Source organism: Blastococcus sp. DSM 46786 (assembly GCF_900109665.1).
Lineage (GTDB): Bacteria > Actinomycetota > Actinomycetes > Mycobacteriales > Geodermatophilaceae > Blastococcus > Blastococcus carthaginiensis.
This window is the reverse complement of sequence record NZ_FOAO01000003.1, coordinates 143,229-160,508: the sequence shown is the minus strand read 5'-3', so window position 1 is coordinate 160,508 and position 17,280 is coordinate 143,229. Positions and strand designations below refer to the sequence as shown.

Here is a 17,280-nt window from a genome sequence, read left to right as displayed (position 1 = left end):
CTCTCCCTGGTCCTCGCCGTCAGTCCCGCAGGACGACGCCGGTGTGCAGCCCTGCGGGTGTGTGCTCGGCCAGCCGGAGCGCCAGCCCCGAGCACAGCTCGCCCAGCCGTGCTCCGTTGAACACGCCCATCTCCCCGCCGTCGGACGCGCCGGTCAGGATCCGGAGGTCGCCGCCGGGATCGAGCCGCAGGTAGGCGGGGTCACGCCGGTCGGCGCTGACGAACGGGAGGCGCACCGGCGCGCCGGTGCCGGGGTCGGGGCGCACCACCCGGTGCTTGCGCGGGGTCGCCCCGCCGGGGACCAGCAGGCTGTACCGGATGCAGCCGCGGAACAGCTCCCGGGCGGTGACCTCGCCGGCGAGGATCGAGTCGCCGGCGTCGACCTGTCCGAGCCGGAGCCGGCCCACCACCGTGGACCGGACCATGGTCAGGTGCGCCTCCGGTGCTGTCAGAGCCGACCGGGAGACCTTTCCGGGGTCCAGGATGCTGTCGGTCACCTCGACCTCGCCGGGCTGAGCGAGGTCCACCGAGGTCAGGGCCGAGCGGAGGACGGTGAGCCGCTCCGTGCCCGCGGCCTCGGCCAGCCGGACCGTCAGGGACAGATCCGCGTCGAGCACGGAGACGAAGGCCAGCTCCACCCGCTGCGCCGGCGGGAGGACGACGTCGACCGGTGCGCCCGGGGCAGGCAGCAGCGCCACCCCCACGAGCTCGAGGCGCTCGTAGGCCGCCGCTCCCGGGGCAGAGGCGACGATCTCGACCACCGGGCGGGCCCCCGCTGCCGCCTCGACCACCACCACCGAGGGGGTCGCGGGCCAGATCAGGGTCTCCTGGGCGTAGTACGCCGAGTCGACCAGCCGGATGGTTTCCACGGCGGCACCTCCGGTGTCCACGGCGGCGAGCGCGTCGGACAGCCGGCGGTGCAGCGGCAGGCCCAGCCAGTCCGGTGGCGTGCCGCGACCCAGGTGGCCGGAGGCGCACACCAGCCGGGTCGGCCGGCGGGGCGGGCGGTTGAGCAGCCGGTCCCGGTCGACGGGCAGCGCCCCGACCTCCATCGTGGACCCCACCTGCACGTCGACGGTGACCGGCGGCGGCGGCGGGACCGGGCCCTCCGGATGCCCCACCGGCGGCTCGCTCGCCGCCACGGAGAACAGCCCGAAGCGGGGGTCGACGTCCAGCCGTCCCGGGGGCGTCGGATCGAGGTGCTCGGTCGCCGTCTCGTTCCGCCACGCGCAGAGCCGGCGCCACCGCACCTCGCGTCGGCGCACCGCCACCGGCCCCAGCAGCGGCACCTCGGCGCCCAGTGCCCGGCGGCGCAACCGATTGGTCCCGGCCACCCAGGTCGAGCCGTCGGCTCCCACCTGCACCGGTTCGGACTGGGCGGTGAGCGGTGCGGGACCGCGCGGCCAGGCCGCGACCGGGCCGGCGTCGGCCACCAGTTCGGGAAGGTGCACCAGCACGGCCCGGCCGTCGACGGCGGTGACGGCCATCTCTCCCGGCGTCAGCACGGCGGAGCGCACCTCGCACTCGAACCGCATCGCCAGCGCGACGTCGTTGCGCCCGGTCCGCAGGCTGTCGACGAGCTCCGCGAGGCGCCCGGCCGCGCTGCCCGCCGGGCGGGCCCGTGCGTCGAGCGGTTCCCAGCGGGCGGCACGTGGGTCGTCCCCCTGCCAGGCCAGGCGCAGCATCGGCTCGAAGACCCGGCCGGCGGCGGCGTAGGTGAGGGTGAGGACCAGCGCGCAGTGCCGGGACCCCGGCAGCGCCCCACCGCCGCCGGCGGGCTCCAGCACGCGGAGCCCGTGCACCGGTACGGGCGCGGCGCCCGGCGCGATGAGCGCCGGGGCGAAGGGCGCCCGCTCGGCGGTCTCCGGCGCCTCCGGGAACGCCGGGCCCACCGGCTTCGAGACCACGCTCCGGGGCGGGAGCCGGCGGGTGCCGCCGGTCACCTCCAGGGGCCGCCGGAGGCCGGCGCCTCCCGGCTCCTCCGCGTCGTGCAGGGAGCCGTCGGCTCCCACGTAGAACCAGCGGGGCCCATCCAGCCGCATCGCCGGCACGCGGACCAGCAGCGCACCCCGCCGGTAGCCACTCACCGCGAGCTCCGGGTCGCCGGGCGCGCGGTGTGCGTTCCCGGTGGCCCCGGTGATCGCGACGACCGACTCCCCCAGGGTGCGGCTGACCGCCGGCGCCTGAGGCCGCAGGCGGACCAGGGCCACGGCGTCGTCCGGCACCCCACCGCCGGCGGCGGTCTGCTGCCCGCCGCCGGCGTCCAGCACCAGGCGTGCGCAGCTGACCGCTGCCGTCTCGTCCGGCACGGGCGTCCCGGGGACGGCCAGCAGCTCCAGCTCCACCGGGCCGGACGTGCGGTCCCCGTCGGTCTCCAGCACCTCGATCGTCACCGGGCCCGCGAGCACCGACCGGTCGGCCGGCACCCGCCGGGCGCTCCGGAGGACCCGGCGGTGCCTGGCCGCGGCGGGCAGGCCGGTGAAGCGGACGGTGAACCGCCCGTCCCGCCCGTGCCAGTCCCCCGGCGCGGCGGCGAACGGGCCCTCGGGAACCCGGTCGGTCCCGGGCCGGTCGTCGGTCCCGGTCGCCCGCACCCGGAGCCACCGCCAGTCGTTGGCCGCGTCAAAGGCGAAACGCAGGTCACCGGGCCCGTCGGGCAGCCGGGAGCAGGCCGCGGCCAGCAGCGGGTGGAGCCGGCTCAGGAACGCCAGGTGCACCAGGTGCCGCGGATGGGCGTGGCCGGTGCGGGCGGTCACCGGCCGGGGGTCGACCATCCTGGCCGGCACGGGCCCGGAGCCGGGCAGCCGCTCCGGGAGCAGGACCGAGCGGAGGTCGGGTGTGGTCCGCTCCGGTCGCAGGAGGTCGAGGTCCTGGGCGACCAGCACCGCCCGCCAGCCCTCCCGCGTGGTCACCTGCCGGTCGACCAGTGCCCGGCCCATCTCCTCGAGCATCGCGGGGGTGCCCTTGCGCCGTCGCCGGGCCATCGCCGCACGCAGGTCCCGGCGGTTGGCGCCGGCGTCGCGGAACACCAGGTCGAGGCCGATGGAGGCGGCGAGCGTGGGCAGCACGTCCTCCCCGGCGGTGTCCACGAACAGGTCGCCGTACAGCTCCTCGATCGACTGCCGGACCGCGGCGAGCGGCGCCGCCATCACCTCTAGGAACACGGCGAGCTCCCCCCGCCGGGGCGGGTCGGCCGCCTGGGCGGCCCGGTCGGCCCGGCGGTGGAACTCCGGCACGTGGGCGAGGAGCAGTTCGGCGGTCCTCCGGAGGGAGTCGGGGTCGTACGGGTAGTCGGTCATGCGTCGTCCCCCGTCGACCGGGCGACGTCGGGCACCAGCTGGCCGGGCTCGACGACGGTGACGGTCAGGTCGGCCGGACGCAGGGACAGCCACTGCCGGTCGGTGGCGTGCAGGACATCGAGCACCTCGACCGTGGTGCCCTGCGGCGGCCGCAGGGCGAAGGTCGTGGCCTCCGCACCGCTGACCCCCTCGACGGCCAGGAGCCGCGCGTACAGACCGGCCAGCGACTGCGGCTCGGACAGCTGCCGGGCGGCGAAGGTAAACATCCCCGGTGGGGTGTTTCCACCGCCGGCGCCCGTCAGGGCCTCCTCGACGGCGCGCCGGACCGCGTCGCCGAGCCAGGCCGGGGCGCGCTCCACACGGAGGACGACGACGACCGGCACGGCCTGCGGCTCCAGGATCACCAGGGGCGTGCCGGTGTCCCGCCGGGCGTCGAGGAAGGCGCGCAGGGTGACGGGATCGGGGACGGCCGCACCCTCGGCGTCGGCCACCACGAGTTCGACGGCCCCGCCGCCGAGCCAGCGCGCGCGGGCTCTGGTCACGCCGGGGAAGAGCAGCGCGAGGTCGGCGTGGTCTGCCACCGAGACCGCGCGGTCGAGGGTGCGCACCGGCCGAGTGGCCTGCCGCGCCACGTCGGCCAGGCTCGCCGGGTCGGTGCCCCCCGAGAGTGGTAGCGGGTTGGTCACCGAGGCGACCAGTGGCGACGAGCGGCGGACGCGGGTCAGCCGCCCGGCCTCCAGGTTGCCCACGGCTCCGAGGCCCACGCGGTAGGTCGCCGTCACGTTGCGGGAGCCGGCCGGCGGGACGGCGCCCCGTCCCTCCCCGCCGAAGTGCACCGTCACCGCGCCGTCCTCGCCGTTCTCGGTGCGGTACACCCGGGCCCCGGACGGCACCCCGGAGAAGTCGTCCACCCGATCCCAGCGGACGCCGCCCACCCGCACCTCCAGGGCCGTCGCGACGCCCCCGGCCGCCGGCACCCGGGTCACCGGTGCCTTGGCCAGCTCCAGGCTCTGGTGCGGCGTGACGCCGTCGGAGCTGTGCGCGCCGGCCCGGGTGGTCTCCCCGTGGCTGACCGGGACGACGTTGCCCAGCACCTCGACGCCGCCCTTGGTCCACCCCGGCGGCAGCGGCGTGCCGGGGACGGAGAGGACCGCCTGCCACGGATCCCTTTCCTCCGCCGGCGGGAGCAGCGCGGTGACGACCGCCTGGCGCGCCTCGCCGGTGTCGGTGTCGGTGCGGCGGAGGATGACCGGGCGGCCCGGGCGCAGCCGGCCGAGGTCCGCCGCCAGACCGACGGTCAGGTCGAACGGCGCCGGGTTGGGAACTGCGGCCACGACGTCGACGGAGCTGTCGAATCCGGCGAGGACCACGGCATCGAGGGGGAACGACGTCCAGGTCCGCGCCGTGCCCGAGGCGTCGGTGAGCGTGAGCGCGGTGACCCGGCCCTCGAAGGCGCTCCCGACGACCTGCTGGGTAGTCGTCCCCTCGCCGCCGGGCAGCTCCACGCACTCGCCGCGCCGGAACCGCACGGTGCGGTCGACGGCCTGCTGGAGGACGACGACCGCGCCTCCGCTGCCCGTCACGAGGGCGCCGAACCCGCTGCGGCCGGGAGAGTCGACTGCCTCGGCCAGGAAGAGCTCCGTCCCGAGGGCGGCGGCCGCCCCGGACGGGTCCGGCGGCACCTCGTAGCCGTGCCGCACCTTGCCCACCTCGGTCGGGTCGGAGTACCCGGCGGGACTGGCGAGCGCGGCCGGGGGGTACAGCGAGGCGGACGCGTTCCAGCCGAACACCCGGGCGCGCAGCTGCGGCCGGCTGTGCAGCCGGTACCCGTCGTCCCCCGGCGGCGGCCACGTCTCGTCCAGCGGGCCGGCGTCGATGCGGTGCAGGCGCACGCGCGGCGGCCGGACGCCGTCGAGGGGGTCCTCGACCCGGAAGACGCCGGCCTTCTCGGAGCCCGAGAGCAGCACGACGTCCCCCCGGCGCAGACCGTGGCGCCCGGTCAGCGGCAGCTCGACGAGGCCACCGGCGACCACGACCGGGGTCGGCACACTGCTGTCGGCCGGGCGCATGGCGTTGAACGCGGCATCGACGGGGGTCGCGGCCAGCGTCTCGTACGCCTGGGCCCGGTGCTCCCCACGAGGTGAGGACTGGAGGGCGAACCCCTGCGGGATGGTGCCGGACAGGCCGGCTCCGACGGTCACTGCGGCCAGGCCCGTGGCGGCGACACCGGCGTCGGGGGTGTAGCCGAGCGTGCGGGCGTGGCGCCACAGGCTGTCGGCCGATTCCGCCGTCCCCAGGAAGGCCTCCCGGGCGTAGAGGGACTGGTGCTCCCCCAGCACGTGCGCGAGCAGCGCCGGGATCTCCAGCAGGGTCCGGGCCAGCCCCCGTCCCTTGGCCGGGATCTCGATCCCGTGCCGCTCGCCGGCCAGCCGCTCGGCGAGCTGGACCAGCTCGGCGAAGCCGGGCCCGAAGTAGCGGGCCGACGCCGGGTCGGGGTGTGCGACGTCCCGGGGGGAAGGGGCCGGCCGGTGGACCGGCGGGCGGCTCACGGCACACCCCCCTGACCGGGTTCGGGAACCGGACCGCCGATGCGGAAGGCGTCGGGGGCCTCGACCGGGTCGACCCCCTGCACGAGCACCCTCAGACGGCCCTGCTCCGGTCGGGACTCGTCGGCCCGGAACTGGGCGATCTCGGTCGGCGTCAACCGGATCGACCGGCGCACGCGCACCTCTCCCGCGTCGAAGAGCGGGGCGAAGAAGAGGGCCCGGACCGGACCGGCGCCCGGCACGTCGCTGCAGGCGGCGAGGACGTCGGCGAGCTGGATCTCGGCGCCGAAGCCGGTCCGCGAGCGGTGGAAGAAGCCCGGCGCGGCGGCCGTGCCGGGCGCCAGGGCGGCGCGGATCCCGGCGCGCAGCTCGGCCGGGCCGGTGCGCCGGTCCGCCGGGCAGACCAGGACGGCGATGTCCAGCGGGACGTAGTCCGGCTGCCGCACGACGTGCTCCCGGCCGGCCATCCGGAGCCGGTCCAGGTGCCCGTGCACCCGGGCGCGGAGGTCCTCCCCGAGCTCGTCGGTCTCTGCCGGGGCGCAGAGGACGACGATCGTGTTGAAGATCCCGCCGAGCGGCCTGGCCGCCGCGTGCGCGACCCCGGGCACGTCCTCCGCGGCCCGGGCGTAGTCCGCCGGCGTGACACACCGTTCCAGGGCCGGGTGCCGGATGCTCTCGGGCACCAGCTGCCGGGCCGTCTCCAGCGGCACGGCACTGCGCCCACCGGCGGCCGGCAGCAGGTTGGTCGCGGCCCGCACGCCGAGGGCGGCGTACCCCGCCTCGGCGCTCGCGTCCCCGCCGACCGGCGGCAGGGTGGCATTGAGGGCGAAGGCGCCGAGGTTGCCGTCCTCCGCCCGTCCGCGCCGGTAGGCCAGCTCGATGAGCCCGGCGGGATCGGCCGGGTCGAAGCCGAGCCCGGCGGCCGGTGCGGTGCCCGGGGGCACCGGGACCGCGCGGCCCCGCCGTCCGTCGCCGAACAGCAGCCACACGGAGCCGTCCTCGTCGCGCTCGGTCGAGTAGTGCGGATCGAACCCGGCGGAGGTCCACAGGTCCGGTTGCCAGTGCCACTCCTCGCCCCCTATCGCGAGCGCGAGCGCCGGCCGGGTCCCGTCCTCGACCAGCACCCCGCTCTCGGGGGTGCGGAGCGCGCGGAGCTGCACCTGCCCGGTGGGGACGTCGGTGGCCAGCACCGCATCGCGGCGGGTGGCACCCAGCGGGATCGACCCGTCGGCCGGCCGGTTGACGGCGCGGCGGGGGTCGCCGTGGGTGGCCGGGACCAGGTTGGCGGTCACGAGCAGGGGGCGGCCCGGGTCGGCCCAGGGCGCGAAGGAGACGGTCGTGGGGGCGTCCCAGGCGAGCAGGGTGACCTGTCGGATGGCCGTCCCCGGCAGGGCGGTGGGCTCGTCGGTCCAGCCCGGGGCCTCGAACTCCTCGACGCCGACGAGGGTGCCGACGTGCGCGTCGGTCCCCTGGACCAGCGCGACCTGCTGACCGGCGAGCAGGCCGGAGTTCCAGCCGAGGAGCAGCAGCGAGGTGGCGCCCGCGGGGACCACGGCGTCCGGCGCCCCTGGCCAGGCGGCCGGCACGAGGTCGCCGCGATCGGCCCGATCGGCGAGGCCGGCGTTCCACCGGGCGTCGAGCAGGGCCGGCGCGGCGGTGACGAACGTGGCGGTCACCCGGCCGCGGTCCTCGCGGCGCACCACCCGCGTCCCGGCGGGAAGGTAGCCGGACCGGCCGGCGCCCACGTCGAGCGCCACCACGGCCGAGGCGCTGGCTCCTTCGTCCAGCGGAAGGCCCAGGAAGGCCGCGTGCCGCCGCACCGACGACCGCTGGCGGGCGGTGTCGACGAAGGCCTCCTGGACCACCCGGTCCTGGTGCAGCGACAGCAGGTCGGCGTGGTGCGCGACCAGCTCGAGCAGCAGCTGCTCGGTACTGGCGGGATCGAGGTCCGACCAGTTGGGATCGGTCGCCAGCGCCCAGTCCTGCGCCACCCGGACGAAGCCGTCGAAGTCCTTGGTCACCAGGTCGACGGCCGGTTCCGGGCCCGGTGCGGTGCGCTCCGCGCCGGCGACGGCGCGGCAGTCCCCCGCGGGGCAGTCGATGTGGAAGTCGAACGTCGCCCGGTCGAAGAAGGGGTGCAGCGGATCCGCGCCGCCGGAGGTCAGCCGGACGACGGAGTGCCCACGCGGCCCGCGGTCGGGAAAGCCGGCCCGCAGGCTGGTGTCGCCGTCGGTGACCTGGTCGACCAGGGCGTGCAGCGCCGATCCGTCGGGCGCGTCGACGGCCACGTCCGCCGCGGTCAGCCCGGAGGCGGGGCGGGCCAGGTCCACCACGAGGACGGCGACCAGCCCGGGCGGCGGCGCCGGGTCGAAGCGCAGGGCGGTGATGCCCTGCCAGGCGGCGAGGTCGATCTCGGCCTCGCCCCACTCCAGCCCGAATCCCCGGGGCCCGGTCACGCCGTCACCTCCAGCCGGCGGGGAACGCGGTCGGCGCGGAGGGCGTAGTCGACGGTGACCAGCAGCGTGCCCTCGCCCTCCGCGGCGGTGACCACGACGTCGGCCAGGAGCACGTCGTCGGCGAGGACGCGGGCGAGCCCCTCGCGGATCCGGTACTCCAGCGCCGGGAGGACCAGTGGGGACATCCCGTCGAACACCTGGGCGTCGACGCCGGCGCCGAAGCGGGGGCGCATCACCCGCTCCCCGGGCCGGGTGAAGAGGATCGCCAGGATCTTGTCGCGGACGTGCCGCTCCAGGTCGTCGGTCTCCGCGATGCCCTCGTGTCGCGGCGAGCTCCCACTCCGGGCCAGCGTCGGGCCCAGCCGGAGCGGATCGGCGATGTAGCGACGGGCCACCGTGTACTCCTCACGTGATCGGCGCCGTGAACGGCGGCTGCGGAAAGGCGACGACGGCCGAGACGGCCACGACCTGGGCCGCGCCGGCGACCTGCTGCGCGCGGGCCGACCGCGGCAGCTGGATCGCCGCCAGGGCGGCGGCGATCGAGCTGCCGCCGACGGCGGTCGCCAGCGGCGGTCCGGCCACCCCCGGTCCGAAGCTCTGCCCGGTCACGTAGAGGGCGAGGGCGAGCGCGATCTGCTGGCCGGCCAGCGCTGCGTCCTGGGCCTGCAGGGCCGGCACCAGCTGGCCGGCCAGCTGGCCGCGCCGGGCCGCGGCAGTGGCGCAGGGGATGCCGGCCGCCTGCGCCCCGGCGAACCAGCCGGCGACCGCGCCGGCGAGCGCGCCGGCCGAGGCGGGGGCGTCGCCGTGCCAGGGGCCGTCGTCCGGTGGCAGCCAGTCGCGTTCCAGGGCCGCGGCGAGGGTTGCGGGATCGAGCACCACGGCGGCTACTCCGTCTCGCTGACGGCGGACAGGTGCTGGCTGCCCATCGGCTGCACCGGGGGCCCGGAGGGTCCGACGCCGGTCGGATGGGTGTGGCTGTTGAACAGGGAGGAGAAGGCTTTGCCGAGCACCAGCGGTTCGGCCGCGTTCGCGCCCAGGCGGATCGAGTCGGCGGTGAGGGTCACGACGCCGTCGGAGGTGATCCGGATCTCGGCCCCGGCGGCCTCTGCCAGGACGACGACGCCGCCGGCGTCGTCGAGCGAGATGACGTGCCCGGCCGCGGTGCGCAGCACGTGCTGCCCGGGACCGGCCGGGGAGTCGGCACCCGGCGGCGCCTCGGCGCCCACCTCGGTGCCCAGGTCGTCCTGCCCCCCGGTGCTGTCGGGGGCGCCCCAGAACGTGCCGGTCCAGATCGGCCGGGAGGGATCACCGGCGGCGAACTCGATCCAGACCGTGTCGCCCACCTCGGGCACGGCGAACAGGCCGCGGCCGTGGCCCCCTCCCCACGGCGCGCAGGGCAGCGCCCAACCGGTCGGCTCCTCCTCGCCGAGCACCTCCGGCACCCGTGCCCGGAGCCGGCCGATCCCCCGCGGATCGTCGTTGTCGGTGACGATCCCGGCCCACTTGCCGTAGAACGCCGGGCGCCCGGCCTCGCCCAGCAGGGCCACGAGCTGGGCGAGCTCGTCGCCGGTCAGGGAGCCTCCGGCCGGGCTGCGCGGGAGGTCCAGGCGGAGGGGATCGGTCATGCCGGCTCCTCCTGCTCCGCGGACTGCCCGAACTCCTCGCGGCCGGAGCGGCCCAGCGCGTTGGTGACCGCGGTGAAGGTCTGGTGCAGCTCGCCGCCCTCCATCGTGGTGAGCACCCGGGTGACGTAGTAGGTGCCGGTCAGCCGTTCTCCGATGCCCTTGACCAGCACCGGCCGGTGGGCGCGCAGCAGCCCGCGGTAGGCAGCGGGGTCCAGCGACCCCCGTACCTCGACGGCCAGGTGGTCGCGGGCCATCCGTCCGGCCACGTGCGCGTTGAGCGCCTCGTCCCGGGGAACGGCGCCGCGCAGGTGCCGCACCGGCGCCTGGGCGCCCGCCCGGGCCAGCCCTCGGGCGGCGGCGGTGACGACCAGCTCCTTGCCGAGGACCGGCTCGTCGTCGGCGGTGTCCGCACGGACGAGGCGTTTGGCGAGGGTGTCGATCCCGGCTGCGGTACGGGTTGCCGGCCGGTCGTGGGCCACCTGGACGTCGAGCCAGCCCAGGTTGTCGTCCTCGCGGAGGATGGTGAGGTCGGCCTGCGGCGGCTGCTCGAGGCGCCTGGCGTGGAAGTGGCCGACCGGGTCCCCGGTGGCCGGGTCCGGCTCGAAGTAGGCGACGAAACCGTTGCGTCGGGCGAGGTGGCGCAGGAACGCCCAGTCGTCGCTGCGCTGGACCAGCAGCACGTCGTCGCTGCCGAGCCGCGCCGCCGTCTCATCGGTCTCCGGCGTCAGTCCGTAGCGGGCGAGGACCTCCTCGGCGGCCTCGCTGTCGGAGACGTCGGGATAGCTGGCCACGCGGTCCTCAGCGGCCAGCAGGACGGCGTGGTCGGTGACGACCACCTCGAGGAAGCAGTTCCCCTCGACGTCCTCGAAGTGCGGGCGCAGGTGGGACAGCAGGCCGGTGAAGACGGCCTGGTCAGCTCCCCCCGGCGCGCCCAGCCGGATCCGCACCTCGGCGGCCGGCTGGAACGGCCCGTCGTCGATCAGCGGGTAACTGCCGTCGGCGGCCTGGCCGAGATCGAAGCGGAGGACGGCGCGGCCGGCGGTGTCGTCACCCTCGGAGATCTCCAGCGCGGTGACGCGGCCGAGCGCATCTGCCGGGAGGGGGGTCCCGTCGACGGAGATGGCGAAGCGCGCGAGCGGCATGGGTCAGCTCACCTGTCCGGCGGGATGTCGACCGGAGAGCCGGGGACGACTGTGTCGAAGGGGTCCAGCGCCTCCGCCGCGTCGGCGATGCGCCAGAGCTTGCGAGGATCGCGGTAGTAGCGGGCGGCGAGCGTGTCCAGCCGGTCGGTGTCGGTCGCCGTGCGCCAGGACGTGGCCGCCCGGTGCGGCCGGGGTGTGGGCGCCACGAGCTCCACGGCGGACCCGTCGGCCCGGACCCAGCCGGTGCGGCCGGACCTGGCGTAGCGGCTGCGTTCGTCGACGGACACGGTGCGGCTCCTACAACGGAAGGGCGACGTTGGTGCCCTGGCGGGCGGTGCTGTCCAGGTAGACACGGGCCATCTGGCGCCGGTGCGCGGCGGTGAAGTCGAGGGACGCGGCGACCCGCGTGTTGTCCTTCGCCTCGCGGTCACCCAGCACCTCGAGTGCCACCTCGACCTCGGCGCGGACCGGGTAGAGCATGCCGTTGTAGAGGGTCTCGTTGATGGTCATGCCGGTGATCCGCACCGGCAGGACCCGGCGTTCGCCCCAGATGAACAGCACCAGCGGCCGGCGACCCCGGGCACGCACGGGCACCGACCGGTCGCCGGGCGCGTCGGCCTCGGTGAACGGGGCGTACAGCAGGTCTTCGAGCGCCGAGACCTCGGGGAGCACACCGAGACCGACCGGCAGGCCCGGTCCGGCCTCCTCGCGCTCGGCCAGGTCGAACCGGAGGGCGACGGACAGGCTGTGCTTGAGCGTGCCGGAGGCGGCGTCCGCGCCCTGCTCTCCCCCGACCGGCTCACCGCCCGGCGACGCGCCGGTCCCGCCGGCGGCGCCCTGGGCCTGCTCCACGGTGAGCTGACGCTGCAGCCCCTCCGGGTTGAACCGGAAGGGCAGGAACCGCGACATCGTCCTGGTGTCGTCCGGCTCGAAGACGGCGAAGGCGCCCCGGGTGTAGGCCAGCGGCTGGGTCATGACGCACTCCGCAGCCGGGCATCCACCTGCGCCAGGACGGCCGCCGCCAGGGCGTCGACGCCCGGGCCGGCGACCAGCCGGGTGAGGGCCGGGCCGTCGATGACCAGGTCGGGCAGGACCAGCAGGCGGGACGGTCCCGACCGGCCGGACAGCCGGACCTGCAGGAGCCGGGCGACCTCGGAGAGGGCGGCCTCGATCCGCGCCTCGAGGGCGGCCAGGTCGGGCCCGGCCAGGTCCGTCTCCAGGATCAGGTCCTGGATCCGCAACGAGATGGCGTCGGTCATCCCAGCCCCTCCAGGTGGTCGGCCAGCCGGCCGAGCTCCGCCCGTCCGCGCGGATGGCCCGACTTCTCCAGCTCGCGGTAGAGCGCGGGGGCCAGGTGGCGCATCCCCACGGGCGCCCGGTCCTGGGCCGCGCGGTGGGCGGCCGCCACAGCGACGTTGCGGACGTTGCCGCCGGAGATCCGGAACCGCGCCGCGAGGTCGGCCACATCGAGGTCGTCCCCGCGCCACCGGGGTGGCGGCAGGTTGCGGTCCCAGAGGACGGCGCGCTCCTGGCGGCCCGGCAGGGGGAACTCGACGAGCAGCTGGATGCGGCGGAGGAAGGCGGGGTCGAGGTTGGCTCGCAGGTTGGTGGCCAGCACCATGACGCCGCCGAAGCTCTCCACCCGTTGCAGCAGGAAGCCGACCTCGATGTTGGCGTATCGGTCGTGGGCGTCCTTGACCTCGGAGCGCTGCCCGAACACGGCGTCCGCCTCGTCGAAGAAGAGGACGCCGTGTCCCGCCTCGGCCTCGTCGAAGATCTGCGCGAGCCGCTTCTCCGTCTCCCCGATGTACTTCGAGACCACCTGGCTCAGGTCGACCCGGTACAGGTTCAGCCCGAGGCTGTTGGCCAGGCAGCGGGCGGCGAAGGTCTTGCCCCCACCGGGAGGCCCGGAGAACAGCAGCGAGAGCCCCCGGGCGTCGGCACCGTCCGAGGGCAGCCCCATCTGCTGCCACACCCAGTCGTCGTTGCGCCGCCAGGCCACGGCGTCGGCCAGCCGGGCGTGCATCTCCGGCGTGGCGACCAGGTCGTCGAGGGTCACCGTGGTGTCCACCACGGTGACGAACGGCCCCATGCGCCGTGCTCCCGCCGCGCGGACGGCGCGCGCGAGGGCAGCCGCGTCGGGCCGGGCGTCGGGGTCGGCGCCGCCGACCGCGGCCAGCGTCCCGGCCTCGCGTTCGGCCTCGCGGAGCTCCGGCAGGGTCAGCCGGAACCGGGCGGCGAGCTGGGCACGGTCGGGTTCCGGCAGCCGGGCGGTGGCCCAGATCGCCGCCGTCTCCACCGGCCCCGGCACCGGCGCGTCGATCCCCCGGACGCCCGGGTGCTCGAAGCGCTCGGGAGCCACGACGACCCGCTCGCGGTCACCGAGGATCAGCCGCGGCGGACCGTCGAGCTCGAAGAGGTCGAGGACCTCCAGGGCGTCGACCGCCGCCGTGCCGGATGCCGGGACCGGCTGCCCCGGGGGCGCCGGCAGGAAGACCGCGGCGGCGCTGGGGTGCAGCGCGGCGACGTCGAAGGCCAGTTGCCGGGCCAGCCGGCGGGAGCGGCCCCGGATCCAAACGGTCCCGTCCTCGGCGAGGACCCGCCGGGCGGCCCGGGCGGCCTCGGGGAAGACGGGCCGGTGCGTGGCCGCGTCGCGGCTGCCGAGCAGATCGGTGCGACGTCCCAGGAGGTCGGCCAGTGCCTCGGCCGAGAGGCGCAGGCCGGTCTGCGCGGCGGGCAGGGTGTGCCCCGGGATCTCGACCCGATCGACCGTGGTGGACGGCGCGAGCGCGGCAGCGAGCATCTCGTCGAAGGTCAGGCCCAGCCCCGCGACGGCGATCCTGGCCAGGCCGGCCGGGACGGGGAGCGCGACCCGTTCGTTCTCCGCCAGGATCGAGAACGCCGCCGCGGCGTCCGGGTGCAGCTCGGCTGCGGCCGCCGCCGCGGTCACCCACGTCGCCGCCGGCAGGTCGATCGCCGCGGCCCGACCGGCCATGCGGTCCCACGCGGCCGTCGTCCCCGGCCAGCCCTCCCGAGGCGCGATGGGGGCGTCGTGCGGCTGGCGAATGCTGCACTCTGCAGCCAGCACGGCCGCGTCCCGCATCCACTCGATGGCGGGAGACGCCGGGATGAGCGTCATCGCTGCACCTCGACCAGCACGAAGGGGCTCACCGGACCGGTGCCCGAGCGCACGGCGACCCGGTACGGAAGGCCACGCAGCCCGGCGGCCACCAGGTCCGCCCCGGCCACGCGCACCGCTGCGGCAGCCACCTCGGCGGGCGGCAGGTCGACGACCTCCGCCGGCGCCGCCATCCCGCGGGCGGGCCAGAGGTACACACGGTCGACCTCGGCCAGCCCCCCGCCGGTGAGCACGAGGTCGGCGCCGCGGGCGAGGGGGGCGTCCGGCGCGTCCAGCCCGGGCTGCTCCGGCTCGCCGACGGTGAGCGGCACGGGTGCCGAGGTGCCCGTCGGCCCCCGCAGGACGACGTCGACGTCGGCGGCGACCGCGCCGGCCGGGCAGGTCACGAACACCCGGCCCTCCTGGTCCGGACGGGCGATCTCGTCCACCGCGGCGGGGGTGTCGGCGAAGGTGAACAGGTGCGGTCCCAGGCGCAGCGCCTGCGCGTCCGCCGCCTGGTGCGTGTCCAGGCGCAGGCGCCCGCCCGGTCGCACCCGCTCCGGCGAGACCGCGTTGACCACCGGTGGGGCGGCAGGACCCGGGCCGGTCAGCCGGATGCCGCCGGGGGCCACCACCGGCACGGCGGGCTCCGCGGCCAGGAGCCGGTCCAGCTGCACCGGTCCGACCTCGACGAGCGCCCACGGCCGGTGCCGCATCTGCAGCGGCGTGAACACCTTCTCCATCAGGTCCGCGGCCATCGGCACGAGCGAGGCGTTCATGGTCCCCTCCCCGGCGATGGGGTCGCTGCCCGGGGTCGTCAGGTCGTCGCCGAGCGGGAGCGTGATGACCGGGTCGGTCTCCACCGCCTGCAGCGCCTGGCCCAGCCGGTTGATCGCCTGCGTCGGCTCCCCCGCACCCGTCGTCCCGTAGGCGGTGATCAGATAGAAGGCCGACAGCGACACGGGTGGAGGACGCCGGCGGCCGTCGGTCCCGGTCGCCCAGTCGTCGTTGCGGTGCGTCGGCTGCGGAGTGACCCACAGCAGCGAGATCCGCAGCGACTCGGTGGCGGTGGCGGGGTTGTCGATCGGTGGGCCGGCCACCACGTCTTGCAGCGTCGGCGAGAGGCTGCGCCGCAGGTGGCTGGCCAGGGCCGAGCCGGCGTCGTGCAGGTTGGCGAACACGGCCATGTCAGCTCCCCTCCAGCGGGATGCTGTGCGGTCGGGCGGCGCGCGGCCGGACCGGGGCTCGGCCGGGAGCCGCCCTCCGTGGCACCACGGTCACCCGGCCGATCTCGATGCGCACCGACGGCGGTGGCGGCACCGCGCGCTGGAGCAGCGAACGACCGGCGGACGCAGCCGGACCCGGGGCCGGCCCGGCGGTGCCCCCGGCCGCGACGGCTGGAGCCGCACTGGCCGGCCGCTGCGGCGGGACGACCGGGAGGCGCAGCGGATCGGCCTGCGGCGCGACCGCGCGGGCGGCGGTCAGGTCCCCCCGTGGTGCCCGGGCCCCGCCCTCGGTCCCGCCGGCTGCGACGCCGTCCCTGGGGCCGTCGTCTCCGCCGGCCGTCCGCCGCCGAGTGTCGCCGACGGCGACCGGCGCGCCGGACGGGAGCGCGTCCCGATCCGTGCCGGCAGGCCTGCCGGGGATCTGACGCACGCGGTGGGCTCCTGGCGGCGACTCCTCCGGCAGCGACGCAGCGCCGGGGGGCGGCGGGCCGGCTGCCGCCCGCGGCCCTCTCGTCGGCGTCGGCGGAACGGCCGGCGCCGGCCCGCCTGGAGCGGGCGGCCGGACGGGAACCTGTCCCGTCGGGCGGGCCGACGGGAGCGGGTCCGGGTTCCGGTCCGCACCCGTCGGCGGCGCGGGCACCGCGCCGGGCGGCCCGGCCCGGGCGGAACCGGGCCCGGCGGCCTCCGGCGGAACCGGCGCCGGTCGGACGGTGGTGCGCCGGAGCGGTACGGCCGGGTCGGTGACGGCGGGAGCGGCCCCGGCGGCCCCCCGCTCCGGTTCGTTCGCCGCCGGCTCCCCGGCCGGACCGACCTGCTCGGCCGGGGCGGTCGGGGTGGTCGGGGTGGCCCGGGTGGTCGGGGTGGTCGGGGTGGCCCGGGTGGTCGGGGCGTCGGCGGAGGGATGCGCCACCGGGCCGTCGCCGGGCCGGCCCGGTCCACCCGTGGGGGCGTCCCCGTCGGCCGGCCCGGGCGCCGGCACCGGCCGCGGCCCTGGTTGCACGGCGGACGGCTGTGCCGCTCCGAGCGCGGGCAGCAACAGCGGTCGGTCGGCCTCCGATGGCAGCCCCACGGCCCGGCCGCGACGGGGTGGGCCGAGGCCGATCAGCCGTGCGAGCCGGGGTCCCATGGCGGTCAGGCCACCGCGTCGACGTCGAGCGCCGGCGGACGCTCCAGCAGGATCCGGCGGAGGTACTCCTGCCGGCGACCGTAGGGCAGGGCGAGGATCTCGCTCTCCGACCAGTGGTAGGTCCGGGCGAGCAGGTGCACCTCGTCCAGCAGCCTGGCGCCCCGGGACGCCAGCTCGGCGTCCACGAAGAGCGGGATGTCGAATGCGGCGGTGATCGCCGCGTCGCAATCGGTACACCGGGTGCCGAGCTCGAGCCCGAGTCCGGACGCCAGCGTGTCCAGCGCACCCAGTAGCTGGTCGCGGCCCGCGCCGTGCAACCGCGCTCCCGCCTCGTCGGCGTCGATGTCCGCCGCCGCTGCGAGCAGCGAGGACAGCGCGGCCTCACCCGCCGTACCGGCCTCCTCGAGCGCCAGCACGTCGCCCACCGTCAGCGGGGCGAGAGGAACCGGGGTGGCGCGGGGGGCCGGCGGCTCCCGGGGCAGGTCGTGGGCGTCGAAGTCCACCGCGACGCCGGCACCGCAGTCCGGACAGCGCAGCTCGGCGTGCACCGCCGGACCGACGACCTGCACCCGGAGGTCGAGGAGCAGCGCCTCCCATGCCGCCAGCGGCAGCGTCCGCAGCGACTCGGGAGGCACCGCGTCCACCGCCGACAGGAGGGCGGTGAGCCGCCCTGCCGGACCCGTTCCGGTGCCCGGTACGAAGGTCAGCTCCTCCTGCCCGGTCAGCTCGCGCACGACCCACCT

General features: G+C 76.8%; 13 protein-coding genes. All 13 read right to left on the bottom strand.

Annotation, left to right across the window (positions count from 1 at the left end):
• Positions 1-19: 19 nt before the first annotated feature.
• Complete coding sequence (locus tag BMW62_RS04355) at positions 20-3,298, bottom strand: phage tail protein (RefSeq protein WP_091929609.1); 3,279 nt, start codon at positions 3,296-3,298, stop codon at positions 20-22.
• Positions 3,295-5,847, bottom strand: coding sequence for a baseplate J/gp47 family protein (locus tag BMW62_RS04350; RefSeq protein ID WP_091929608.1), 2,553 nt, complete (start codon positions 5,845-5,847; stop codon positions 3,295-3,297). The genes BMW62_RS04355 and BMW62_RS04350 overlap by 4 nt, the downstream gene beginning before the upstream one ends.
• Positions 5,844-8,300, bottom strand: coding sequence for a baseplate J/gp47 family protein (locus BMW62_RS04345; protein ID WP_091929607.1), 2,457 nt, complete (start codon positions 8,298-8,300; stop codon positions 5,844-5,846). Before BMW62_RS04345 ends, BMW62_RS04350 begins: the two co-directional genes overlap by 4 nt.
• Entirely contained in the window at positions 8,297-8,695 is a 399-nt protein-coding gene (locus tag BMW62_RS04340; protein ID WP_139206190.1) for a GPW/gp25 family protein, read from the bottom strand. The genes BMW62_RS04345 and BMW62_RS04340 overlap by 4 nt, the downstream gene beginning before the upstream one ends.
• 10 nt (positions 8,696-8,705) lie before the next feature.
• Positions 8,706-9,176 (bottom strand): hypothetical protein, encoded by a 471-nt coding sequence (locus tag BMW62_RS04335; RefSeq protein WP_139206189.1) that lies wholly within the window; start codon positions 9,174-9,176, stop codon positions 8,706-8,708.
• 8 nt (positions 9,177-9,184) lie between these two features.
• On the bottom strand, positions 9,185-9,925 hold the full coding sequence (locus tag BMW62_RS04330) for a phage baseplate assembly protein V (RefSeq protein WP_091929605.1): 741 nt from the start codon (positions 9,923-9,925) through the stop codon (positions 9,185-9,187).
• Positions 9,922-11,067: a hypothetical protein gene (locus BMW62_RS04325; protein WP_091929604.1), complete on the bottom strand. Its 1,146-nt coding sequence runs from the start codon at positions 11,065-11,067 to the stop codon at positions 9,922-9,924. Before BMW62_RS04325 ends, BMW62_RS04330 begins: the two co-directional genes overlap by 4 nt.
• A gap of 8 nt (positions 11,068-11,075) precedes the next feature.
• On the bottom strand, positions 11,076-11,354 hold the full coding sequence (locus tag BMW62_RS04320; protein WP_091929603.1) for a hypothetical protein: 279 nt from the start codon (positions 11,352-11,354) through the stop codon (positions 11,076-11,078).
• A 10-nt stretch (positions 11,355-11,364) separates the two neighbouring features.
• On the bottom strand, positions 11,365-12,042 hold the full coding sequence (locus tag BMW62_RS04315; RefSeq protein WP_091929602.1) for a hypothetical protein: 678 nt from the start codon (positions 12,040-12,042) through the stop codon (positions 11,365-11,367).
• Positions 12,039-12,326: a hypothetical protein gene (locus BMW62_RS04310; protein ID WP_091929601.1), complete on the bottom strand. Its 288-nt coding sequence runs from the start codon at positions 12,324-12,326 to the stop codon at positions 12,039-12,041. The genes BMW62_RS04315 and BMW62_RS04310 overlap by 4 nt, the downstream gene beginning before the upstream one ends.
• The gene (locus BMW62_RS04305; RefSeq protein ID WP_091929600.1) at positions 12,323-14,206 is read right to left on the bottom strand and encodes an ATP-binding protein; all 1,884 of its coding nucleotides are present in this window, start codon (positions 14,204-14,206) and stop codon (positions 12,323-12,325) included. Before BMW62_RS04305 ends, BMW62_RS04310 begins: the two co-directional genes overlap by 4 nt.
• Positions 14,203-15,372 (bottom strand): Pvc16 family protein, encoded by a 1,170-nt coding sequence (locus BMW62_RS04300; RefSeq protein ID WP_091929599.1) that lies wholly within the window; start codon positions 15,370-15,372, stop codon positions 14,203-14,205. Before BMW62_RS04300 ends, BMW62_RS04305 begins: the two co-directional genes overlap by 4 nt.
• Before the next feature lie 1,170 nt (positions 15,373-16,542).
• Entirely contained in the window at positions 16,543-17,271 is a 729-nt protein-coding gene (locus BMW62_RS04290; RefSeq protein ID WP_091929597.1) for a hypothetical protein, read from the bottom strand.
• Positions 17,272-17,280 lie beyond the last annotated feature (9 nt).